We start from the raw sequence: 22,174 nt of genomic DNA, 5'->3' as shown, positions 1-22,174 counted from the left end.
CCGTTTCGTGCATGAATACCAGCGCCTCCGTCTGGAGGCGCTGCAATGAGGTGTCTAGAGGGATCACTCCCCATAAACCCTGAAAAAGGAGGAAACATGCTCAAGAAGAATCTGGCTGTGACGGCGGCAGTAGCAGGAGCCATCGCGCTTCTGTCCATCCCCGCCCTGACCGTGGCTGCGAAGGGCAAGCCGGTGCAGGTCGCTAACGACGGCAGGGCCAAGTGCTACGACTGTCATGACGAGGTGAAGGCGCTCAAGGAGGGGAGCAAGCACGCGAAGCTCTCCTGCAAGGTCTGTCATGACAAGCTCGACGCCCACATGAGCGACCCGGAAAAGAACAAGCCGGTCACCCTCATCGACGCCGCGCTCTGCGGCAAGTGCCACAAGAGTCAGTACGACAGCTTCTTCGAGGTGAACTACGAGGCTCCGGCGCGTAAGGAGAAGGGCACCCCCACCGGCCGCTCCCCGATGCAGGACAAGCTTCTCGCCGGGCACGGTTTCACCTTCGAGCATGACGAGCCGCGCGGCCACGCCTTCATGGTCATCGACCAGTTCGCCGTGGACCGCTTCCAGGGGGGGCGCTTCCAGTTCAAGGAGGGGTGGAAAGGGGTCACCTCGACCGGCAAGACCTGGGACGTGTTGACCGACACCGGGAAGAAGCTCCCGGAAACCGCCATGGCGGGTAACGCCACCTGCATCCAGTGCAAGACCTCGGATCACCTCCTCAAGTGGAAGTTCATGGGAGACAAGGACCCGCGCGCCAAGTGGGACCGCAGCTCCAACGTCGTCGACGTGGCCAAGGACACCAACAACCCGCTCGGCTGCGTGCACTGCCACGACCCGCACGGCACCCAGCCGCGCGTGGTGCGCGACGCCCTGATCCAGGCCATAGAGAAGGACCCGAAGGGTAACATCTTCGCCAAAAACGGCGCCACCGACCTGAAGGTGATCGACTTCCGCGGCTTCAGGAAGATCGGCGTGATGCAGAAAACCGACTCCCGCATGATGTGTGCGCAGTGCCATGTCGAGTACAACTGCAACGCGGGCACCCAGTGGAGCGACGGCAAGCCGGTCAAGTACGACGATATCCGCACCAACCACTTCCCGCTGAAGAACTCGCTGCAGTTGTTAAAGCACTACCAGGAGCTGAACTTCTTCGACTTCAAGCACGCCATCACCGGCGCGCGCCTGATCAAGTTCCAGCACCCGGAGACGGAGACCTACGCGGGGAGCGTGCACGACAAGGCGGGCGTTCAGTGCCACCAGTGCCACATGCCCAAACATAAGGGTAAGGACGGCAAGATGTTCTCCACCCACGGTGTCATCCGTCCGAAGAATCACGTGAAGGAGGCATGCCTTGGCTGCCATCCGAAGGACAGCGTGGCGAAGAAGGCTTACGAGATCGACGCGGTGCAGAACTACGTGAAAGGCAAGATGCGCAAGGCCGAGTACTGGCTCGGTCAGCTGATCGACACCTACGCCGCGGCGCAGAGGATGGGGGTCTCCCCGGCCGTTCTCGACGAGGCGCGCGCGAAGCATGAGGAAGCGCACGTCCTCTGGGAGTACTGGACCGCGGAGAATTCCGACGGCTTCCACAACCCCGACCTCGCCCGCGAGTCGCTCACCGGTTCCATCGCCGCCTCCAAGGCCGGCGTGAAGATCCTGAACGACGCCATGACCGTGGCGAAGAAGGACGAGCCGAAGAAGTAAGCGAAGCTCGGCAGCTCAGAAACGAAAAAGCCCCGTCTCCCTTGTGGAGGCGGGGCTTTTTTAGTCACTGTGGCCCCGAAGCGTCGCTGATGGCGTTACGCTCCCCCCTTTGCGAAGGGGGGACGGGGGGGATTTGCTTTTATCTTTGTTTTTCATCTGTTCATCTACTAAACGCAGTGTCCGCGATGGCTGTGGCAGCAGGCGTTATACAGTCAGACCAAGGCAAATCCCCTCTGTCCCCCCTTCGCAAAGGGGGGGACGTTAGGCTCTTGCATCGCTCGAGTGCGAGGGGACTCCTGTTTACGTAATTGCCTGAAAAACCATGCAAAGGGCAGCCTTGATCCCGCGCCTGCCTTTGAAGGGGTACGCAAGAGGCGCCTGCATCCTTGTCACGCGTCGAGCGCCTCGCGTACCCGGCGGGCGAGCTCGGTCGCCTTGAACGGCTTGCCGATGAAGCGGACGTCGTCATCCATGACGCCGTGATGCCCGATGACGTCCGCCGTGTAACCTGACATGTAGAGGCACTTGATGCCGGGGCGCCGGGCGGCGAGCTCGCGGGAGAGGTCGCGCCCGTTCATTTGCTTCATGATCACGTCGGTCAAAAGCAGGTGGATCTCCCCCTCCCATCGCTCCGCCGCGGACAGGGCCTCGACCGGGGAGCGCGCCGCCAGCACCCGGTACCCCTTATGTTCGAGCAGGTCCCGCGCCATGCCGAGGATGCTCGGCTCGTCCTCCACGAGTAGGATGGTCTCCGCCCCCCCCGCGTCGTGCCTTGTGGCTGCGGCGTGGGAAACCTTCGCCTCCTCGCGGCAGCGCGGCAGGTAGATGGTGAAGCGCGTCCCCCGTCCGGCGCTGCTCTCGACCTCGATGAAGCCGCCGTTTTGCCGCGTGATGCCGTACACCGTCGAGAGCCCGAGCCCGGTCCCCTTTCCCAGCTCCTTGGTGGTGAAGAAGGGGTCGAAGATCTGCCTGAGCGTTTCCTGGTCCATGCCGCAGCCGTTGTCGCGCACGGCAAGATACACATACTCGCCCGGGAGGATCTCCCGGTCGCCTCTTCCCGCGCCGACGGTCTCGGTACCCGTTTCGATCCTGATCTCACCGTAATCGGCGATGGCGTCGCGCGCGTTGATGCACAGGTTGGCTATGATCTGGTCCGCCTGCGTCGGGTCGATCTTCACGCGGCACGGTTCCTCGGACTCCCGCCAGGTGAGGTGGATGTGCTCCCCGATGAGCCTTCTGAGCATCTTGAACATGTCCCGAACCGTCTCGTTCAGGTCGAGCACCCTCGGCGTGACCGGCTGCTGGCGCGCGAAGGCGAGGAGCTGATGGGTGAGGCCGGCGGAGCGCTCGGCCGCCCGGGCGATCTGTTGCAGCATGGGGTAAAGCGGGTCCGACGCATCGAGCGCCTCGAGCCCCATGTCGGCATATGCCATGATGACGGTGAGCTGGTTGTTGAAGTCATGGGCCACCCCGCCGGCGAGCCTCCCCACCGATTCCATCTTCTGCGCCTGCTGCAGCCGCGCTTCCAGTTCCGCCTTCGCCTCTTCGGCAAGCTTCAGCTCGGTCACGTCGGTGACGAGGACGAAAAAGCCGCGCGTCGCTCCGTCGACCACGTCGGGGATGTAGTGGGCCCAGGTGTGGCCGACGCGGCCGTCGGTTCTGGTGAGCGTCCTCTCGAAATGCTGCACCTCCCCGGTGAGAGCCCGCAGCAGGTAAGGCTCGTTCTGTTTGTAAAGCTCCTCCCCCAGCAGCTCCTGGATGCTCATCCCGAGCATCTCTTCTGACCTTCTGCCGAACCACTGCAGGTAAGCCTGGTTGGCGAAACGGCAGCGCAGCTCGCGGTCCCAGTAACCGACCATCCCGGGGATGTTGTCGGTGATGGCGCGCAGGAAACGCTCGCTCGCGGTAAGGGCATCCTCTTTTTGCTTCCGCTCGGTGACGTCGCGGGCCACATGCACGCACGAAGTGACGCGCCCGGCGTCGTCGCGGATGGGGGAGGCGGTCACGCTGAAGGTGCGCTGCAGCCATTTTTCTTCGAATTCCGCCTGCTGCACCGTCCCCGATGCCATGGCGAGCGCCCCGGGGCAGCCGGGTGGGAGCGTGTCGGAGCTGTGCATCACCTCGTAGCACTTCTTCCCAACCAGGTCGCGCGGGTGGACTCCGAGGAGATCGCCGGTGGCGCGGTTAACCCGCTTGATGCAGTGGTCTTCGCCGATGATGGTGATGAGGTCGGGGACGGCGTCGAAAGTCTGTTCCCAGTCTCGTTTCGCCCGTTCGACCACGGCGCAAAGCCGTTGCAATTCCTCGTTGTGTGGTGAATTTGCCATAGTCTTCCTGTCTTGATGTGTGAGCCGGCATAGATACTGTTCGGCAATAGTCTCCATTAATTTAAGCTGAAAAACGCCGCGCAGCAGGTTGCTTGCTGTATCGGCAAAAAAAGTAACGCTTGGTGATCAATAGGCTATACATCGGGAGGGGTGGGGGAGATGCCGTCAAGGTAAGTGGCCGTATTATACTAGAACGGGCGCCTTCGACAGAAGGCGCCCGTTCTTTTTCGCAGCCGGAAACGGTTTCCTATTTCTGGTTTATCGCGCCGAGGCGCCAGGGGTTGTTGCCGACCGGCCTCGTGAAGGTCCAGTATTCCTCGAACTTGACCGGCTCGGTCTTGCTCCCGGCGACCACGGTGCCGTTTTCATCGGTCGTGTAGTCGAGGAGGTTCGCGTAGATGAGGGTGGTGATGTAATCCTGACCCGCCTCCTGCCACACCTCGGCCAGCTCCACGCTGCGCACCGCGATGTTTTCCAGCCGGTTCACACGCCCTTCGCGCAACAGCCGCTCGATGTCCTCCTTGAAGACCCCTTGCATTTCAGGCGTAAGCAGCGGGGAGAGTACCTGCAGGTCACGGTTCATCCAGCCACCCTGGATCCTGAAGAAGTTGTCCATGACGAGGTCCTTGAAGCGGTTCTCGTCAAAGCCCGCGTCCATCTGGCGCAGATGGGAAAGACCGGTCTGCACGTCGCCACGCGCCGGCTCCTCGACATGGTAAGAGGCCGGGATGGGCTGTCCCCCGTACCCTTGCTGGCGATCGTACCCGAAGCCGCCCGGCACGCTGGCAAGCGGCGTCTCGCTGCGGCGCCTTTTCACCATGCGGTAGATGAGGTAGGCGATACCGGCCAGAAGCACGATTTCGAAGAGGCCGATCCCGCCGCCGCCGAATCCCGGGCCGCCGGCCCCGGCCATGCCCCTGAAGAGCATGCCGCCTAAAAGACCGCCTGCGATGCCGCCCGCCATGCTGCGCAGAAAGCCGCCGCCTGCCGAGGGCTGCTGCATACCGCCGGGCATGGGGGAGGGGGAGTACTGCTGCTGGTAGGGGGCGGACTGCTGGTACGAGGAAGCGGGCGCGGAATAGCTGCGGGAACCGCGGCTACCCGTGGAACGCCCGCCGCCGGCGCGGGCATGGGCGCTGGTCTCCAGCACCGTCGCGCTCAGCATGAGGACTGCGGCGAATACTGCGAAGGCTTGGGCGAGTTTTCGTTTCATCTTGTGTTGTCTCCTTGGTGGTTGTTGCAGAAAGGTCAGTTCTAATTCCCGGCGAGCACCAGGGACGGGCGCGATCCCCTGTTCGCCGTACCGGAGCGCCCGCGTCCCTTGGCGAGCCAGAAACCTATCGCCTCGCGCACGAGGTCGGACACGTTCAGCGACGTGGCCCTGGTAAGTCGCTCCAGTAGGCGTTTCTCCTGGTCGCTCACCCTGAGCGATACCACGTTTTTGAGGACCGGCGTACCCTTTTTCGGGGTCTCCTTCTTCTTTCTCATCGTTTTTCTTTTTGCTGCCGTCGCATATTGTTGTTTTTGTTCGAGGTGCATTTTTTTCTCTCCTTACGGGTAATTGCCCGTTTCAAGAGGCGCCGCTACAGCACCGCTGCGCCAGTTCATGGTAAAAAAAAAGACCTTTACCCATGGCGATTGACTCGCTACAGGTAAAGGTCTTGCTGTTTTCTAAAAGATTATCCTCGGGTCCGGGTGTTGCCACCGTCTTGACGAACCAGAGGTCGGCCATTTCTCCGGCCGATAGCTACTCCCCTTTACAGGCTGTGATAATAATAACGCCCCGCTTTCCTGTCAACCCATTTCTTCAATTTTTCGTAAACGCCGCAGTTGCATTTGAGCGTCTTAATCTTTCCTTCTTTTGCTATACAATTGTCCCCGGGCGCGAGCCCGGGCATCCAGACCACACTGCCTCACAGGGAGTCGGACATGACCAGAGCCGCCACCAGCGTGATGCGCTACGCGCGATTCTTCACCCTCGCCGGGGTCAGGAGGGTCCTCGATTACGGCGCGGGGCTGTTGCGTAACTCCATTTACCTCGCGGAGCATGGGTTCCAGGTGTACGCCGCGGACCTCCCGGACCAGATCAAGGCGCTCTCTCTGCATCCCGGGGCAGCCAGGCTCGCAGGGCTTCTGTCCGTCAGGGAACTGCCGCAGACGGCACTCGGCGTGGATCTTGTGCTCTCGACCTACGTCTTCAACATCATCGCGACCCGAGAGAAGAGGGGAGAGTACCTGGAGAACGTGGTGCGCAACCTGAAACCAGGCGGGTTTTTCCTTATCGAGGTCAACAGAAATAGCGAAGAAACGCCCTGCACGTCGGTGCTGCGCCATTATCCCGACTGCGACGGCCGGGGAAAAAGCTACCGCAGCGACGACCTCGACCGGTTGCTCGGTCCTCTCAATTTCCACAGGATCTGTCATTACTACAGCAGTCATGCCCTTGCCGCAGTATATCGGCACCGATGATCACATGAACTTGGAGCGTGCCAAGGCTATTAACTGCGCGCCATGAGGATATTTTGTCATTGCAAAGTGGAAATTGCTGTAGAAACATGCTAAATGAATGTGGCGGCTGATCATGAAGCGGGGGTGTGCATGGCTATAAAGGACGTCAGGATACTTATCGTGGACGACGAGCTTTTTTTTCGTCAGGTGCTGCGCTCCTTGCTGGAGCAGATCGGCTTCACCGTGGTCGGAGAAGCGGCGACCGGTGACGAGGCGCTGCAGCAGTACAAAGCCCTGCGGCCGCACATCGTGATCATGGACATCTACATGCCCGACAAAAACGGCATCGATGCCACCAAGGAACTGGTCGCCACAGATCCCAACGCCCGTGTGCTCGTCGCCAGCGCCTCCGACTTCGACAGCGATATCCAGGCCGCCCTGGACGCCGGAGCGAAGGGGAACCTGATGAAGCCCTTCGTCCCCAAGGAGATCTACGAAACGATCCGCAAGGTGCTCACCGGAAAGTAGGGGGGGCGCGGAAGGGCCATGGGAGCGGCGCCACGAAAACCACCAGCTTTCGAAGCTTTTCGCGCCGCTGCAAAAATATTCTCGCATGACGGATTTTTTGGGTTGACTGGGTAGGTCTGTTTTGCTATAAAACGGTCTCTCGTTGAGCGGGAATAACTCAGTGGTAGAGTGCAACCTTGCCAAGGTTGAAGTCGCGGGTTCGAACCCCGTTTCCCGCTCCAAAAATTTCAGACCCCGGTGGCCACGACGGCTTCCGGGGTTTTTTCGTTTGGCACCGTTTCGCACCAAATCTCACGCTTCAAAAGGATTCCGATGACAACCCTGCCCAAATGTCCCTCTTGCAGTTCCGCATACACCTATGAAGACGGCGCGCTCTACGTTTGCCCCGAGTGCGGCAACGAATGGCCCCAGGCCGAGGCCGAGAGCGCGGAAACCGACAGCGTGGTCCGTGACGCCTTCGGTAATGTGCTCCAGGACGGCGACTCGGTCACCGTGATCAAGGACCTGAAGATCAAGGGCTCCTCCTCCGTGGTTAAGGTCGGCACCAAGGTGCGCAACATCCGTCTCGTCGACGGCGACCACGACATAGACTGCAAGATCGACGGCATCGGCGCCATGCAGTTGAAGTCCGAGTACGTGAAGAAGGCTTGACCGTCAGCACGACTACAACCAAACTTGGCGTCCCACCTAAAGCCCCGGCATACATGAACCCCATGCAGCCGGGGCTTTGTTTGTCCACCTTGCTGAAGGGGCATGCCACGAGCCGCACGCCACTCAATAGATCACCACCGTCCCTCTGATCTCCTCTGACTTCTTGAAAATATCGTTTTGCGCAGTTCACAGCCTGGGAGCCCACCAGGATTGATGGGTTAGCAAAATTAATTAGTAAAATGTAGCATTAAAATCATTGACGCGGATGTTGATGTGACGCATATGAACGGAGTAGTAAAAAAATTTCATAAGGGAATGTTTCGGTGGCTTGTAATTAAATACGCAGTCACTCACAAAACAGGAGAGAATCACCATGCTAAAAATGCTATTAGCTGTTCTTGCAGGTCTGGTGTTTGCCACGTCCTTTGCCAATGCTGGACCGAATATTATCAACTACCAGGGAACGCTGTTCAACAAAGACGGCAGCAAGGCCAACGGCTCAGTTAACATGGTTTTCAGTGCCTACAGTTCGGCAACCGGTAGCAGTCCTCTCTGGACAGAAACTTGGAGTGCTGCCGCAACACCGTCGAATCCTGTGATTGTGACCAATGGAAGTTTCAACGTGATGTTGGGCGCCGTGAACCCATTTCCGACTTCTTTCTTTTCGGAACACCAGAATACGTATCTCGGGATAAAGATCGGTACCGATTCGGAGATGCTTCCCCGCCAGCAGTTCGCCAGCGTTGGATATGCTTTTTCTGCGGTTAATGCATTGTCAGCCGTAAACGGAGTACCGAAGGGAGGGGTCATCATGTGGAGCGGGGCAGTAACGGCCATTCCTGACGGTTGGGCGCTGTGCGATGGTACAAACGGGACACCTGATTTAAAGGACAGATTCATTGTGGGCGCGGGTAAAGGTTATGTAACAGGTGCGACCGGCGGAGAGACTGCACATATTTTAACCATAGGCGAAATGCCTAACCATAACCATAGCGGAGCAACGGGAAACGATAGTCCTGACCATATCCACTATGACGCAGGACATACCCATATTCAGAATAAATTTGATTCAAGTGGTGGCGTAACACAAGTTGGTGGCGGGAGCGGAAGCGGGACGAATATAACAAATACTTCAACTCAACCCGGTTTTGCGAGTATTGGTGGTGCAAGCACAAGGCATACACATATGATTTCCGCAGAAGGTGGTGGCGCGCCTCACAACAACCTTCCCCCATACTACGCCCTGGCCTTCATCATGAAACTGTAATCGAAAAAAGAGGCGCATCATGACGAAATACCTTTTCTATGTCGTGGTTGTAGCACTCATGTATTTGCCGCATGAAACCAGCGCTGCCACAACTCTGCCGTATGACTATGACGCCAACGGCAACATGATTCGCGGCGAAGGGAAGTACTATGAGTACAATGACGTGAACCAACTTGTGAAGATACGGCAGGGAGATGCCAATGGGCCGGTGATGGCCGAATATTTTTACGATTACAACGGTCAGCGGGTTAAGAAGGTCGAAAATGGCGTAACCACCTATTACATCGGCAAGCATTACGAGACGCAGGTATCCGATTTCGGCAAAACTAGAACTGACGCAAGCTATTACTTTGCCAATGGTGAACGGGTGGCGAAGAAAGACCAGTCAGGGACGCTTTCCTACTACCATTCCGATCATCTGGGCGGCACCAATGCCATGACCAATACCAGCGGGAATCTCGTAGAGCGAACCAAGTATTATCCCTTTGGCGAAATACGGGAGGGGGGAAGTGAGAAATATTCGTATACCGGCAAGGAAAAGGATAAACTGACGGATTGGTATTACTATGAGGCAAGGTTCTACAATCCGCAGATCAAGCATTTTACGCAGGTCGACAATATAGAACCAAACTATTACAAGCCACAAGATTTAAACAAATTTTCATATGTTGTAAATAACGCAGTGGCAAATATTGACCCCGACGGCCATAGCTTTATGGGGTTTGCATCAGAATTAGCACAGGGAGGATTAAAATTTGCGGGGATTTTTGTTAACGCAGGCATGGCTAGTGTATCCTTCGTTGAAGGAGACTATGCTGATTCTTTGTCTAACACGATAGAATCAATTGATTCATTCAATGAATCAACAAAGCACTTTTCAGCAGCAGTACTAAATGGTGTAAGAAATAAGGATATTAAATCTGATGACATTGAAGATACCGCTTTATTTGCAACTGCAGGATGGAAAAAAGCCAAAGTTGCCAATAATTTATATTCAATAAAAGGACTATTAAATAAATCGTCATACAAATCTTTATCATACCTTAAAGATTATAAAAGTTTAGGTAAAAACATAAATAAGTCATTTTTATATGTAAAGAATACAAAGCAGTACTATTCACTGTTAAAACAATATATTGAATCAGAAAAATACGCAAACAAACAAAGGCGGAAATAAATTGAAAACATTATATCGCCTCATTATTTTCGTAATAATTACAACTTTACAAGTTGTTATATCATATGCAGATGACCTAGACCCTCACTACAAGTTCTCCGGCGTCCAGGCCCCTGTCAGCCCGTACAAAAACACCAAGAGCGCGTTTCAGACAGATCTTTTCTCCGGCAGCTTCGGCTACAACTACAACATAGAAGTGCCGCCGGGGACGAACGGTCTGACGCCGAAGCTGGCCATCGGATACAACAGCCATTCCGCCAAGGGGAAGGCCGGATGGGTGGGGGGCGGTTGGGATATCCCGCAAAGTTTTATCCAGCGAGATATCAAGCATACTCGGAAGGACACAGGCGATGACACCTTTGAACTGTATCTGGACGGTGCCAAGCATGATCTGGTAGCAACTGGACCAAACCAATATCATACAAAAGTCGAGTCTTATCTGAAAATCGTGTGGCAGGAAGGGAGCAAGTTCAACCAATATGGCGGTTACTGGCTAGTCACTTCAAAGGATGGTACGCAGTATCGATTTGGCTACACCGCCGACTCTGAAAACATGCTGTCTTCCACGGATGCCAGCTTTACCCCCTATGTCAGCTGCTGGAGGCTCGACAGCATAAGTGATTCAAACGGCAACGACATCTATTACACCTATTCCGAAAATCCCACCCCCAACGACCGGGGCGCGGCCTACCTGAGCAAGATTGAATACAACGACGACAAAAAGCGGTCCATTGAGTTTATCTTGGAAGACAGCGACAAACCCGATGCCTACCTGACCATCGAGCAGGGCTCGGAAACGCGCGAGGCTCGACGCCTGAGCGAAATACAGGTGAAGGTGAATGGCAGTCTGGTTCGCAAGTATAAGCTGGGGTATGGCCTAAACGAGGTCCAGAACCGCTCTTTGCTGACCTCAATTACTCAGTACGGCGCCGATGGAGTGACGGCGCTGCCGCCTGTGATGTTTCAATATAAGGGGCTGGACAAGGGATTTAGCAACCCAATTAATTGGACATCGCCAGGAGGCAGATGGATTCGCAAGGTTACCGATCCAGCAACAAGTAACGATATAGTGACTGACACGTTCGACGTGAATGGTGATGGACTCCCGGACTTGATAGATTACGACGGATACAATGCCCGATGGAATATCTGGCTCAATACGGCAAAGACAGGCTTTGCCTCTACTAACATTCAATGGGGCGTACCAAAGTGGTCAATTCGTGACACAAATATATACATTCTAAACCAACAAGCGCCGGACACAAAAAGTCTTCCGATAGACATAAACCGTGATGGTTACGTGGATTTCCTTTACGCAGACGGCCATTCGAATATCGAAATCATGCTTAATGACGGCAACGGTTTTGTGCGTGCTCCTGATATAATGACAAGTCTTCGGAAAGTATGGATGCGCAACGTACAGAGACCTGATGGTGTTGCCGCCAATGTTGAGCAGGATGTTTTCGACATGAATGGCGACGGCCTGCCGGATATAGTGGAAAAAATTACCGACTACACCTGGCAGGTCTGGCGTAATACAGGAAGCACCTTTGTCGACGATGGTACATGGTGGGTCCCCCACCAGACGGGTTGGGTGGAGGATTTTACTAGAGACTCAAAGCTTCAGGTCGGTCATTTCGACGTTAACGGAGACGGACTACCCGATATCGTTAATCCGAGGAAGGACGGAAATGGCGGTAGCCTGTGGCAGGTCTATTTGAATACCGGCAGCAATTTTATCCCAGCCGGTGAATGGTATGCGGGGATCGATTCAGACCTGATAAACGATATCGATACCTCTCAGAACGTTGAGCGTGATTTTTTCGACATCAACGGAGATGGGTTGCCTGATATTGTCAAGGGTGACGGAACGGTTTGGCTGAATACGGGCAAGGGGTTTACTGTTCCTATACAGTGGCCGATGCCATTCAACGATGGCGATGTGCGCGATGTGGATAAGGATACTGGGAACGTTCAGCGGGATATGCTTGATATGGATGGCGATGGCCTCCCCGATGTTGTGGCCAGTTACTCTGGCAACTGGCAAGTTTACCCCAACAAGTCTGGCCAGGCCGATCTCTTGGAGAAAGTAACCGACACTCTCGGCGGAACCATCCTGGTCAGTTATTCGCCTTCCATGAAGTTTGACAACACCCGGCTTCCCTTCAACTACTGGGTCGTAACCTCAAGCACCACCAATAACGGTGTTAGCGGACCACATGCTCTAACGGCCACGACGAATTATTCATATGCCCAAGGGCTTTACGATTTTCCGACCCGTGAGTTCCGGGGATTCGGCCAGGTGACCGAAACCAGGGGCGATGGCTCGAAAGTTATTCACACCTATCATCAGGATGAGGCACGGAAGGGGAAAGAGACTGGTACAGAAGTCAGGAACAGTGCAGATGCTCTGTTTGCCAAAACTCAGAACACGTGGAATAGCGATAGCGCCAATTCCGTATATACGAGCAACCTTTCCGCTACCGATCAGTACATCCATGATGGCACGCTGGCCAACCCCAAAACGGTCAGAAAGGAATACCTGACTTATGACCCGTACGGGAATGCCGCTCTGGAAGTCAACTACGGTGATACATCCGTAACCGGAGATGAAACCTACACATACCGGGAATTTGCCTACAATACTGATCTTTGGATCGTCGATAAACCAAAACATACCTATGTCAGTGCCGCAGCTGGAGGAACAAAACTTCGAGAAAGCTGGTTTTATTATGATGGTTCTTCGTTGCTCGACAATCCACCGGTAAAAGGGAATTTGACCAAGGAAGAGCATTACTCCAACAGCGGAGCGAATCCTGTCTCCAGCTATTATTATGACATCTTCGGCAACCGGACGCAGGCAACTGATGCCGAAGGGCGTGTCACAAGCGTTAGTTACGACCCAACGTTCAACACTTTCCCGGTACAGACAAAAAATGCCAAAGGGCAGGTTAGCAGCAAAGCATTCAATCCGGCCAACGGTGAGGTGACGCAGGAAACCGACGCGAACGGCTACACCACCAAATACCTCTTCGATACCTTCCAACGTAAAATAAAAGAGATAAAACCGTACGACAGTGAAAGTTATCCCACCACGCAGATAAAGTATTTCCTCGACGGCGTCATCCCGAAGAGCGTTGTGGTTTCCAAGCGCGAGACATCTGGAAACAGTGGAACTCTGGACACAGTTCAGTTTATCGACGGTTTTGGCAGCCTTATCCAGACCAAGTCAGAATATGGTAGCGGATTGAACGGGGCTGCGGTTGATGTCTTCTACGATAAATTGGGGCGAGTTGCAAAGCAGTCTAACCCATATCTGGTTGATTCAAGCCTGAATTACAGTTTGCCGGATACTACGAAGCCGGGTGTCTCATACGGCTATGATGTTCTTGGCAGACCGACACTCATCACCAATCCGGATGGCACCCAGGTTAGTCGCGTTTTCGACCACTGGAAGGTCACTGAAACCGATGAAAACGGACATGTGAAAGCGTATTTGTTCGATATCAGCCAACGGCTCAAGCAGGTGGTGGAAAACAACCTCGGTGCTGCCTATACCACCAATTATCTTTACAATCCTCTTGGTGAACTGAGCCAGATAACCGATCATTTGGGAAACCTGACGCAAATCTCGTATGATGCATTGGGACGGAAGACGCAAATGATCGATCCGGACCTTGGAACATGGCGTTACGGTTATGATCGGGTGGGCAATCTTGTTTCCCAGACCGACAACAAAGGCGTTACCACTCGGATAAAGTACGATGAGCTTGACAGGAAGGCCTACGTCGATTATCCGAACAGCCCGGATATTGTGTTTGTCTATGACCAAGCTGTCCTAGGCACACTTTCCCAAGTCGCAGACGCCGCTGGAACGGTCAGCTATTCCTACGATCAGCGTTTGCGGAAAACCCAGGAAGATCGGCGGATGGATGGAGTCACTTGGACCACCAAATGGGGATATGACTCACTCGACCGTGTGACCAGCCAGAACTATCCTGATGGTCAGATGGTTGCCTACAACTACAATACCCAAGGGAAGTTGGACAGCATTCCGGGCATTGTGACCAAATTGGACTACAATCCGGCAGGCCAAGTGACACTAAAGAGTTTTGCCAACGGCAAGAGTTCTTCATACAGCTTTAATGCGACCAATCAGCGTCTCACCGCTATTGTGACTGCCGGAATACAGAACCTTGCTTATAGTTACGACAATGTCGGTAATATAAAGACCATCTCCGATGGTGTCGCTAGCAAAACCGAAACCTTTGGCTATGACGACCTAGACCGGTTGACCTCTGCCGGGGACAGCGGCTACAGCGCTACTTATCAGTACAACGCCATCGGCAACATGCTTTCATCCACTCTCAATAACAGCACGACTACATACAGCTACTATAGTGGTGCGTCTGGAGTTCGACCCCACGCAGTAGCTAGTATGACTGTAGCGTCACCATCAGTCGGCTCTCTTGATCTGCTAGAACAGGTTAGTGGTAAAACATATACCACAACTGGTGGCATTGTTCTGAATAACGTGTGTTATGGTAGTCCGACCAGCTACATGGCCAGTGAGAGCCCAGCATTTACCGGGGCATCATGGCAGCCGTACAGCGCCACCCCTACATTTACCCTCAGCAGTGGCTATGGGAATAAAACGGTATACTTTAAGGTTAGGAACCCAGATGGTGAGTCTGCAGTACGAAGCAGCACCATTGTCTATTATCTTGACAGCAACGGGGCCGGAGTTCCCGATGTGATGCTTGCTCAGTGGGCGCAAAAGAACGGAATTAATACCAACCTCCCGGGATTCGCACAACAGGACCCAGATCAAGACGGTCTGAACAACTTGCAGGAATTCCTCAATAATACCAGCCCATTGAAGACTGATAGCAATGCCAATGGGTGGAGCGACCTAGATGAAGTCTATGCGTATCATTCAGATCCGATCCTTTCAGTTCCAACCAACATCCATCCCTGCACAAGCGACAACTATGTTATCTCGAAGAGTTTCTTTGCCCTTGGCGGGGGGGGGGTGTCCTCTGGGTCTGTATCAATAAATGCCATTATTGGTCAACAGTTCCAGGAGACACAACTGTCAACTACAACCCCCGTTTACCTTGATACTTATAGTGTTTCCTTTGTAGCCTCGCCTGGAGGGGCCATCAGCGGACAGTTAAACCAGACTGTCATAGTAGGGGAAAATTCAAGTGAAGTAGTTGCAGTTCCGTACTCTGGATACCATTTTGTCAACTGGAGTGGTTCCAATGGCTTCGTTACAACAGGAAATAACCCATTGGTCGTCAATAAGATAGTTTCAGGTATGACAATAACAGCAAATTTTGCGTCCGGTGCCATAAACGGGACCTGCGGTATGAGTAGTGGTGCTATCTTTGTTTCTAAGCCTATAGGTGATTTTTGTTCTTCTGGGACTCCTTCAATACTTTATGGCTCGGGACCTTGGATTTGGATTTGTAAGGGCAGTAATGGTGGGGTCGACGCGAGCTGTACGGCATACAAACTGTCAGGTAGCACAATAACTGGTGGGGACTGTGACGGCAACGGCACCGTCAGCATTTCGGAGATGCAATCGGCTATCAACATGTTCCTGCGGATAAAGGCTCCACTTGTTTGTGTTGATACGGACAATAATGGTTCAGTTAATATTTTTGAGCTTAGGAGAGTAATTGACTCCTATTTAGGTGTTGGACCTTGAGTGTGTTTCATAGATTTGATCTACTAGTGTAGCTGCACCCGGATTTACAGTGACACTTGGCTGTACTGAGACAGGTAACCAGAAGAACTAACAGGCGAAAATGGATGCATACCAAGTCGTCCCGAAAAGTGTGTGAAACGGCGTGCAAAAATGGTGTAATCGGCATCCAAAATTGATCCACCTCAGCAACCTTATCCATACTCTCCGGGAGCTTACCAGAGAGGGGAGATTCCCAAGGAGATGCTGAACCTGGAAACCAACCTTAAAGTCCGTAAATCCCGTTCGTAGACAGAGGGGATTCATGAGACTAAATCAGTGGGTATCATGAAGCTAGATATCGTCGCGATAGCAGCGGTGGTAATGACAATAGGGGGCGGCATCAACCCTCTCTTAGCGGCTACCACCTTGACGTGGGACAGCGGAGGGACGTTGTTAATATTTTCACTTTTGCTCTACTTGCCCCACCAAATGTAAATATATCAACAACGTCCCCCACTGCCTTCATTTCATCAATCAATCTGATTATCCTCGGGTACATCGCATTTACCACCACATGTTGCCAGGTGAAGGAATGATTAGTTTAAGGAGGACCAGATGAAGAGCCTGCAGTACCACTTTTTCCGAGTAATAATGAAGCTTTCAAAGGCTACTTATGACTGGGGCGCACCCATTGAGAAGCAGAGGGCTCTGGTGGAGAAAAATGCAGGCTTCATAAAAGCGCCTGAGGAATTGACCGTTGACCGGACGGCTGTCGGCGGGGTTGCTGGGGAATGGCTTCGCATGCCGGGTGCAGATGAAGATCGCGTGCTCCTCCACTTCCACGGTGGCGGCTATTCCATGTGTTCGTGCATCACGCACCGGGGGATGGTGGCGCGTCTTGCCGGGGCTTGCGGTGTGCGGGCGTTTCTCCCCGAATACCGATTGGCGCCGGAAAACCCGTTTCCCGCTCCCGTCGAGGATGCCTTGGCCGCCTACCGCGGGCTTCTACAGGAGGGGATTTCGCCACAGGACATAATCATTTCCGGAGACTCGGCCGGCGGGGGGCTGGCAGCGGTAACACTCATTTCCCTGCGGGATGGGGGAGAGCCGCTTCCGTCCTTAGCTATCCTGTTTTCGCCATGGACGGACCTGGCGCTAACGGGGGAGTCGCTCACCACCAGGGCCAAGGCAGACCCGTGGCTTGTTCGCCGGGCTACGGAGATACAGGCAGCCCGGTATTGCGGAGACAACGACCCGCGCAACCCGCTCATCTCCCCCCTCTATGCCGATCTGCGGGGGCTCCCGCCGATCCTGATACAGGTGGGGGAAGACGAGATCGTTCTCAGCGATTCCACCCGCCTTGCGGCGCGGGCGCGGGAGGCGGGGGTGGATGTCTCCCTGGATATCTGGCCAGGAATGTGGCACGTCTGGCAATGCCTTGCCCCGAAGATGCCGGAGGCGAGCCGGGCGATCGAGGCTGCAGGGAGATATGTCCAGAGCGCAATGGTCACTCAAGCCGGACGATCGAACACTATTGCGCAATGAAAGGAGTAAGGGCAGGGGGGACAGTGGTAAGTTGTGTAAGTTGCCCCACTGCCAAGGTGCGCAACATTCGCCTCGTCGACGGCGACCATGACATCGACTGCAAGATCGACGGCATCGGCGCCATGCAGTTGAAGTCCGAGTACGTGAAGAAGGCCTGACCGTCAGCACGACTACAACCAAACTTGGCGTCCCACCTAAAGCCCCGCCTTGCATGAACCCCACGCAGCCGGGGCTTTGTTTGTCCCCTCCCTTGCCGGGTCCACGCGCCGTGGCGAGATCTCTAGATCTCGGTGTCTCTTATTAAAAATGCAGCGTCTTTTCAAACCTCAATCCCAGCCCCGTGTTCGTCAACCTAACCACCTTGGCATTTATGCCGATGGTGGGAGTGCCGTTGATGGTGAGCGCGACCACGTCGTTTACGTGCATCCTGGAAGCCACCGTCACAAAGGCACCATCGACGCTGACATTCTCCACTTCCCCCTCAATATCGTGATTATCCCAATGGATGTATGCCTTCGCGCGAAAGGCAAGTCTGGCAGAAGATCTTTTCTCTATGTCCACGGCCGCCTCCTTCATTTGAGATGTACCCAAGGCATTAGAGCTAGCCCAAAGCCAACTGATACTATTTTACGTGGAAAGTGTACGGCGGGGAAGATACTATACAAGGTTCCATAGTTGTAACCATTCGTGCCGCCAGTCCGGTCGGGAGGTCGGCACCAAGGTGCGCAACATCCGTCTCGTAGACGGCGACCACGACATAGACTGCAAGATCGACGGCATCGGCGCCATGCAGTTGAAGTCCGAATACGTCATGAAAGCCTGATGTCACGACGCTTCATCGCAAGCCCCGGTTTCACCTTCATCGTCTTCGGATGAGGAATCGGTAGGGGGATCTTCACAGGTATACCCGAAGTAAAGCATCCCGTACGCCTCCTGGACTTCCTCCGCGGTCCGTGTCCTTCCTCCCCCGAGAGGGAGGGGCTTCCATGCTAGCAGTGAGCGCAACTCCCGCGTCACGTCTTTGAGTGTCAATTCCCGTCGCTCTTCGCTGTAATCGAAGCAGTACCACTTTCTTGCCGGCCTTGTGGATACGATTGCACTGAACGGGAAGGGGGCGGACAACTCGTTGGTGCCGAAATCATACAACGCCGCTTTCTGTTTGATAGCGATCATGACGGTGTTCGTGGTCGGAGATACCCCGAGGATTCTGTGGTTCATCTTGAAAAAGAAGCACCCGGGCGATTCGGGGAATTCGGTGTAGTCGTCGAACTTGAAGTCCACCCTCTTCAGCATGTGACTGTAGAAGTAGTAGATGTGCCTGTTCTCTTCGTCGACCTCCCAGATATCAGGTGTCATCCCCATGATGAAGTCGTAGGTAAGGTTTCTTGTGCAGATTCTCGTTTCGTCTGTTGCGCCTATGATGAACCTGTCCGGTGCGCTGGAAAGGCGCTTACTGTATATCACGGGCTCGTCTTTTATCTGCACGGTGTCCGCCATGCCGTTTCTGCTCCTCACGCGCATCCGCCCGATTTTCCCTGGCCTCGAGCCGTCCTCGTACTTTATGTTCAGGTAGTAGTCGGTCTCTCTATCGCTGCTCAGGTAGATGTCGACAACGGTGGCCCCTTCTTCAAGCAAAAAGGCTTCTGAGAGATCGAAGATTGCGGTGATGGCGCATTTTGAACCGGTGAGCTCGGCACGGACGACGTAGTTCTCATCACTAATGCCTCTGAATAGGAAAACGCCTTTCGCTGGAAGCGCATCGACTAGATGCCCTCCGCTCAGGTAGATGGAATCGAATCTCGCGGCGCTCATCTCGTGCAGGTCGACGAGGATGAAATAGTTCTTTCCTGTCAAAAAGATGTGGCGGTCCGTGGATCCTCTGTAGGCGAGTGCCGGTTCCGACGTCAGGTCGACCGGCATATCGTTGGAAAAATTCAGAGTCAAGCCGCTCCTCTCGATCTTCAACAGTTTCGCGACTTCATCGTCGACCTTTTTCAGCGAAGCCTCGTCGGCTATGTGTTCGCGCAGTATGGAGGCCCTCTGAAGGTTTCCGAACAGTCTGCATATCCCATACGCATTTACAAGCACATCCCCGTCGGGTTCCGCCTCTAACAGGGACTGGCGTTCCCGCATTGCTTTTAGGTGTCCGTTTCGCTCCTCTTCGGGGAGAACCGACATCCTCTTCCTGATCCGGTTGAAGATAGTGCCGATCCGCACCGCGTCCGCATCTTCACTTTGCGCCTGTTCCAGTAGAAGTGCGATTTCGCTTCTCGCCGCTTCCTGTTCGCGCTCAAGCATCATGCGGTACGGTTCCGCGAATTCCGGGCAGTGCCCGAAGTAGTCCCTGATCTCCTCCATGATCTCGAAACATCCTTCCAGTTTCCCCGTCTCAAACGCCGACTTCGCCTCCACGAACCTGAGCCAGGCCTCCCGCGCGCTCTTTCCGGAAACTTTCTGGAGTCGCCTGTTCTGGTGTAAGACCGAGAAATAAGGCGAGACGCCGCAGGCTTCGCGGTACGCTTCGGGGTGATCGTCCTGGCGTGAGAGCCAGTCGATGATGTCGTAGCATTCCTGCCATTTCCGCGTCTCAGCTTCCTTGCGGAGCGTTTCCAGCCTGCTCTCAACCTGGCCCCTCTTTATGGACGCTTTTTCCGCCGCGATCAAACCTGCGATCCTTTCCTGGGCCTTCGTGTCATGTTCCTGCAGCGTTTCCAACAGCTCCAGCCTCTTCGGGCCGGGCTCGCTCATCTCCAACCGCCGCCAGAGCGCGGCCAGTTTCTCCGCCTCCCTTTTCGCGGCGGCCATGGCGATGATCTCGCGGGGCCTTTGCAGCGAGGGACACCGCCCTAGTGCCTCACGGCTCTGCGCCTCGGCCTGCTCCATGTCGTTCAGGGTCAGCGCCTCCTCGGCCCTTTGCACCCAGGGCTGTGCTTCCCGGCGCATCGCCGTCTCGACGCTGCTCATCAAGGCGGCGTGGTCGACGACGAAGCCTTCCTTTTCGTCCGCCTCTTTCAGAAGATGCCATGCGTGAGCGAGGTTGCCGTCCTTGAAGGAGATGTCGGCGTAGGCGCAAAGGGCATTCTTGCCGAGGTCGGCGGCGTGGAGGCCGTCGAAGAGGGCACGGGCCTCCTGGGTCATGCCGTTACGGTGGTAGGCGAGGGCGATGAGTTCCCTTACCGCCGTGTCCCTCAACACGGGTATGGGCTGCGCCAGCAGTGTCCGGATGGCGGCTGTGTAGGCCCCCATATCCTCCAACAGCATCGTCGCTGCCCTGAGGAGGGCGGGGAGGTGCCGGTTGCTCTCTATCCGGATGTCGCAAAGGAGCCTTTCTGCCTGCGAGTAGTCGAATTCATCGAGGAGTCGTTGCGCCTGCCTGACTACATCCATTGGGGAGGCGGCCGTCTCTGCCGTCGCTTTATCTTTCCGGAGGGACTACGCCTGCGGTTTCGCTTCGGGGACGGCGACCGTGCGCAGGGCGTTCTCAGAAAAGGCACCCATTACCGCATGACAGGCGTCGATAGAAGGAAGAGTGTTGTGCTTTATCAGCACGATGTCCGGTGCGCAAGGGTGAGGGGCTAGGTGGAAGGCTTCCCCGTAATTTTCCAACAACAGATTCTGGAGTGCGTTCTTAAGGCGGTACCCTCGTTCCCGGTCCTCGTCATGAAGCTGAAGGCGGGTAGGGTTCACCCTCTTGATCAGGCTGATCAGTTCCGTTGACGAAGGTAAGCGCGAAGATGAAAGCAGATTCTCGGCCTCTGCGACGTGCAGCTCCCAAGTCATGGCCCCCCCTTACGATGCAAGATTAAAACTATTTTAGTTTATTGTAAAAGGGGACTGCTGCAAGTGGGAAGCAGCGATCGGCGGGGGGAGGGAGGTAGTCCAACTGTGTCGGGTTGAAATGTGAAGTTGTTAATGTAGTATGGTTGCCCCAGGGGATGCCGCCACCAACCAACCTCGAAGGAGGGCAAATATGACAGCAGCCATGTTAGCAAGTCTCGTCCTCAATTACGACCACCTGTCCGACCCCAAGTATCTGCTGAAAGTTGGGGTGATCATCCAAGCCACCAAAGGGAACCCAGAATTCGGGGTTTTCCCCGAGCACGGGTCGCCGGAAAAACTTGAGGAGAAATACAATCAACTCAAGATCGCCTTTGAGGGCGCCCAGGACAAAAGCCGTAGTATGATCAAGCTGCGTAATGCCACCCGGAAAGAGACCGATGGGATCCTCTACACCATGGGGCACCATATCCAATCTCATTGCCAGGGGAACGAAGAATCGTTAAGGAAAAGTGGGTATGAGCTGAGAATACCGCGGGGTGCCGGCTCCGCCCGTACCTTGCACCCCCCCGCGCAGCCTTCAGGTTGGGTGGTGGAGCAGGGGGCGTCGACGCAGCTCAAGTTCAAAGTGCCACCTACCAGGGGAGCGGTGTTCTGCGAGATCTGGTGCACCGAGGGAGACCCCTCGATTGAGGAGAACTGGCAATACAAAGGCGGATTCCCCGAATTCGAAGGGGTCCTCACTGGTTTCAAGACGGGAGCCAGGTACTCCCTTAGAGCGAGATTAGTAGGTAAGGCGGGAGCTAGCGACTGGACAAACACCATCAGCATCGTGGTCGAGTAGCGCCGGAAACAGAACCTCTGGCGTATCCCCAAAAGCTCCCCCTCTCTTAAAGGGAGGGGGAGAAAATTAAACCATGAAACCAACTGATGCCCGTCTTTACCGGCTGATTTCTAGCTTTCTCCGCTAACCTGCGTCTTTATCCGTTAACCTGCGTTTTTGTCCGCTAACCTGCGTCTTTATCCACTAACCTGCGTCTTTATCCACTAAC

15 protein-coding genes, 1 tRNA gene and 2 pseudogenes are annotated in these 22,174 nt (G+C 54.9%); 12 read left to right on the top strand and 6 right to left on the bottom strand.

All coding sequences use genetic code 11. The annotated features are described in order from the left end of the window. The first annotated feature begins 96 nt into the window (after positions 1-96). Entirely contained in the window at positions 97-1,710 is a 1,614-nt protein-coding gene (locus tag E8L22_RS15330) for an ammonia-forming cytochrome c nitrite reductase subunit c552 (protein WP_136525976.1), read from the top strand. Between the two features lie 389 nt (positions 1,711-2,099). On the opposite strand, the gene E8L22_RS15325 is transcribed toward E8L22_RS15330, so the two are convergent. From E8L22_RS15325 to E8L22_RS15315, 3 genes are all read right to left on the bottom strand, one after another. Then, the gene (locus tag E8L22_RS15325; RefSeq protein ID WP_246044664.1) at positions 2,100-4,037 is read right to left on the bottom strand and encodes a PAS domain-containing protein; all 1,938 of its coding nucleotides are present in this window, start codon (positions 4,035-4,037) and stop codon (positions 2,100-2,102) included. Positions 4,038-4,284: 247 nt separating this feature from the next. Next, positions 4,285-5,250 carry a Tim44 domain-containing protein gene (locus E8L22_RS15320; RefSeq protein ID WP_136525974.1) on the bottom strand — a complete coding sequence of 322 codons (966 nt, stop codon included), beginning with the start codon at positions 5,248-5,250 and terminating at the stop codon, positions 4,285-4,287. A 41-nt stretch (positions 5,251-5,291) separates the two neighbouring features. Beyond that, the gene (locus E8L22_RS15315; RefSeq protein ID WP_246044663.1) at positions 5,292-5,525 is read right to left on the bottom strand and encodes a ribbon-helix-helix protein, CopG family; all 234 of its coding nucleotides are present in this window, start codon (positions 5,523-5,525) and stop codon (positions 5,292-5,294) included. Positions 5,526-5,966: 441 nt separating this feature from the next. Between E8L22_RS15315 and E8L22_RS15310 the strand changes: the two genes are divergently transcribed. The 9 genes and pseudogenes from E8L22_RS15310 to E8L22_RS22025 form a co-directional block, all read left to right on the top strand. Further along, the gene (locus E8L22_RS15310; protein WP_136525972.1) at positions 5,967-6,506 is read left to right on the top strand and encodes a class I SAM-dependent methyltransferase; all 540 of its coding nucleotides are present in this window, start codon (positions 5,967-5,969) and stop codon (positions 6,504-6,506) included. Positions 6,507-6,635: 129 nt separating this feature from the next. Beyond that, a complete protein-coding gene (locus E8L22_RS15305) occupies positions 6,636-7,013 on the top strand; it encodes a response regulator (RefSeq protein ID WP_136525971.1) in 378 nt (125 codons plus the stop codon). A 146-nt stretch (positions 7,014-7,159) separates the two neighbouring features. After that, a tRNA-Gly gene (locus E8L22_RS15300) sits at positions 7,160-7,234 on the top strand. 91 nt (positions 7,235-7,325) lie between these two features. Continuing rightward, positions 7,326-7,664 (top strand): zinc ribbon domain-containing protein YjdM, encoded by a 339-nt coding sequence (locus tag E8L22_RS15295; protein WP_136525970.1) that lies wholly within the window; start codon positions 7,326-7,328, stop codon positions 7,662-7,664. Positions 7,665-8,037: 373 nt separating this feature from the next. Continuing rightward, positions 8,038-8,931, top strand: a complete 894-nt coding sequence (locus E8L22_RS15290) for a hypothetical protein (RefSeq protein WP_136525969.1) — start codon at positions 8,038-8,040, stop codon at positions 8,929-8,931. A 19-nt stretch (positions 8,932-8,950) separates the two neighbouring features. Beyond that, on the top strand, positions 8,951-10,108 hold the full coding sequence (locus tag E8L22_RS15285; RefSeq protein ID WP_136525968.1) for an RHS repeat domain-containing protein: 1,158 nt from the start codon (positions 8,951-8,953) through the stop codon (positions 10,106-10,108). A 1-nt stretch (position 10,109) separates the two neighbouring features. Beyond that, positions 10,110-15,821, top strand: coding sequence for a toxin TcdB middle/N-terminal domain-containing protein (locus E8L22_RS15280; protein WP_136525967.1), 5,712 nt, complete (start codon positions 10,110-10,112; stop codon positions 15,819-15,821). 594 nt (positions 15,822-16,415) lie between these two features. Further along, the gene (locus E8L22_RS15275; RefSeq protein ID WP_136525966.1) at positions 16,416-17,345 is read left to right on the top strand and encodes an alpha/beta hydrolase; all 930 of its coding nucleotides are present in this window, start codon (positions 16,416-16,418) and stop codon (positions 17,343-17,345) included. Between the two features lie 53 nt (positions 17,346-17,398). Continuing rightward, positions 17,399-17,503 (top strand): annotated as a pseudogene (locus tag E8L22_RS22025) (PhnA domain-containing protein); the annotation flags it as partial. A gap of 142 nt (positions 17,504-17,645) precedes the next feature. On the opposite strand, the gene E8L22_RS15265 reads toward E8L22_RS22025, so the two are convergent. Then, positions 17,646-17,906, bottom strand: a complete 261-nt coding sequence (locus E8L22_RS15265) for a PilZ domain-containing protein (RefSeq protein ID WP_136525964.1) — start codon at positions 17,904-17,906, stop codon at positions 17,646-17,648. Between the two features lie 145 nt (positions 17,907-18,051). On the opposite strand from E8L22_RS15265, the pseudogene E8L22_RS15260 reads away from it, so the two are divergent. Beyond that, positions 18,052-18,168 (top strand): annotated as a pseudogene (locus E8L22_RS15260) (PhnA domain-containing protein); the annotation flags it as partial. Positions 18,169-18,170: 2 nt separating this feature from the next. Here E8L22_RS15260 and E8L22_RS15255 read toward each other — a convergent pair. Together E8L22_RS15255 and E8L22_RS15250 are read right to left on the bottom strand one after the other, a co-directional pair. Beyond that, a complete protein-coding gene (locus E8L22_RS15255; RefSeq protein ID WP_136525963.1) occupies positions 18,171-20,732 on the bottom strand; it encodes a tetratricopeptide repeat protein in 2,562 nt (853 codons plus the stop codon). 45 nt (positions 20,733-20,777) lie between these two features. After that, positions 20,778-21,125, bottom strand: coding sequence for a hypothetical protein (locus E8L22_RS15250; RefSeq protein ID WP_136525962.1), 348 nt, complete (start codon positions 21,123-21,125; stop codon positions 20,778-20,780). A gap of 190 nt (positions 21,126-21,315) precedes the next feature. Between E8L22_RS15250 and E8L22_RS15245 the strand changes: the two genes are divergently transcribed. Further along, positions 21,316-21,966: a hypothetical protein gene (locus E8L22_RS15245; RefSeq protein ID WP_136525961.1), complete on the top strand. Its 651-nt coding sequence runs from the start codon at positions 21,316-21,318 to the stop codon at positions 21,964-21,966. Positions 21,967-22,174 lie beyond the last annotated feature (208 nt).

Origin of the sequence: Geomonas ferrireducens (assembly GCF_004917065.1) — a bacterium.
Taxonomy (GTDB): domain Bacteria; phylum Desulfobacterota; class Desulfuromonadia; order Geobacterales; family Geobacteraceae; genus Geomonas; species Geomonas ferrireducens.
Note: the sequence above shows the minus strand (reverse complement) of the source record. Positions and strands in the feature narration are given on the sequence as shown.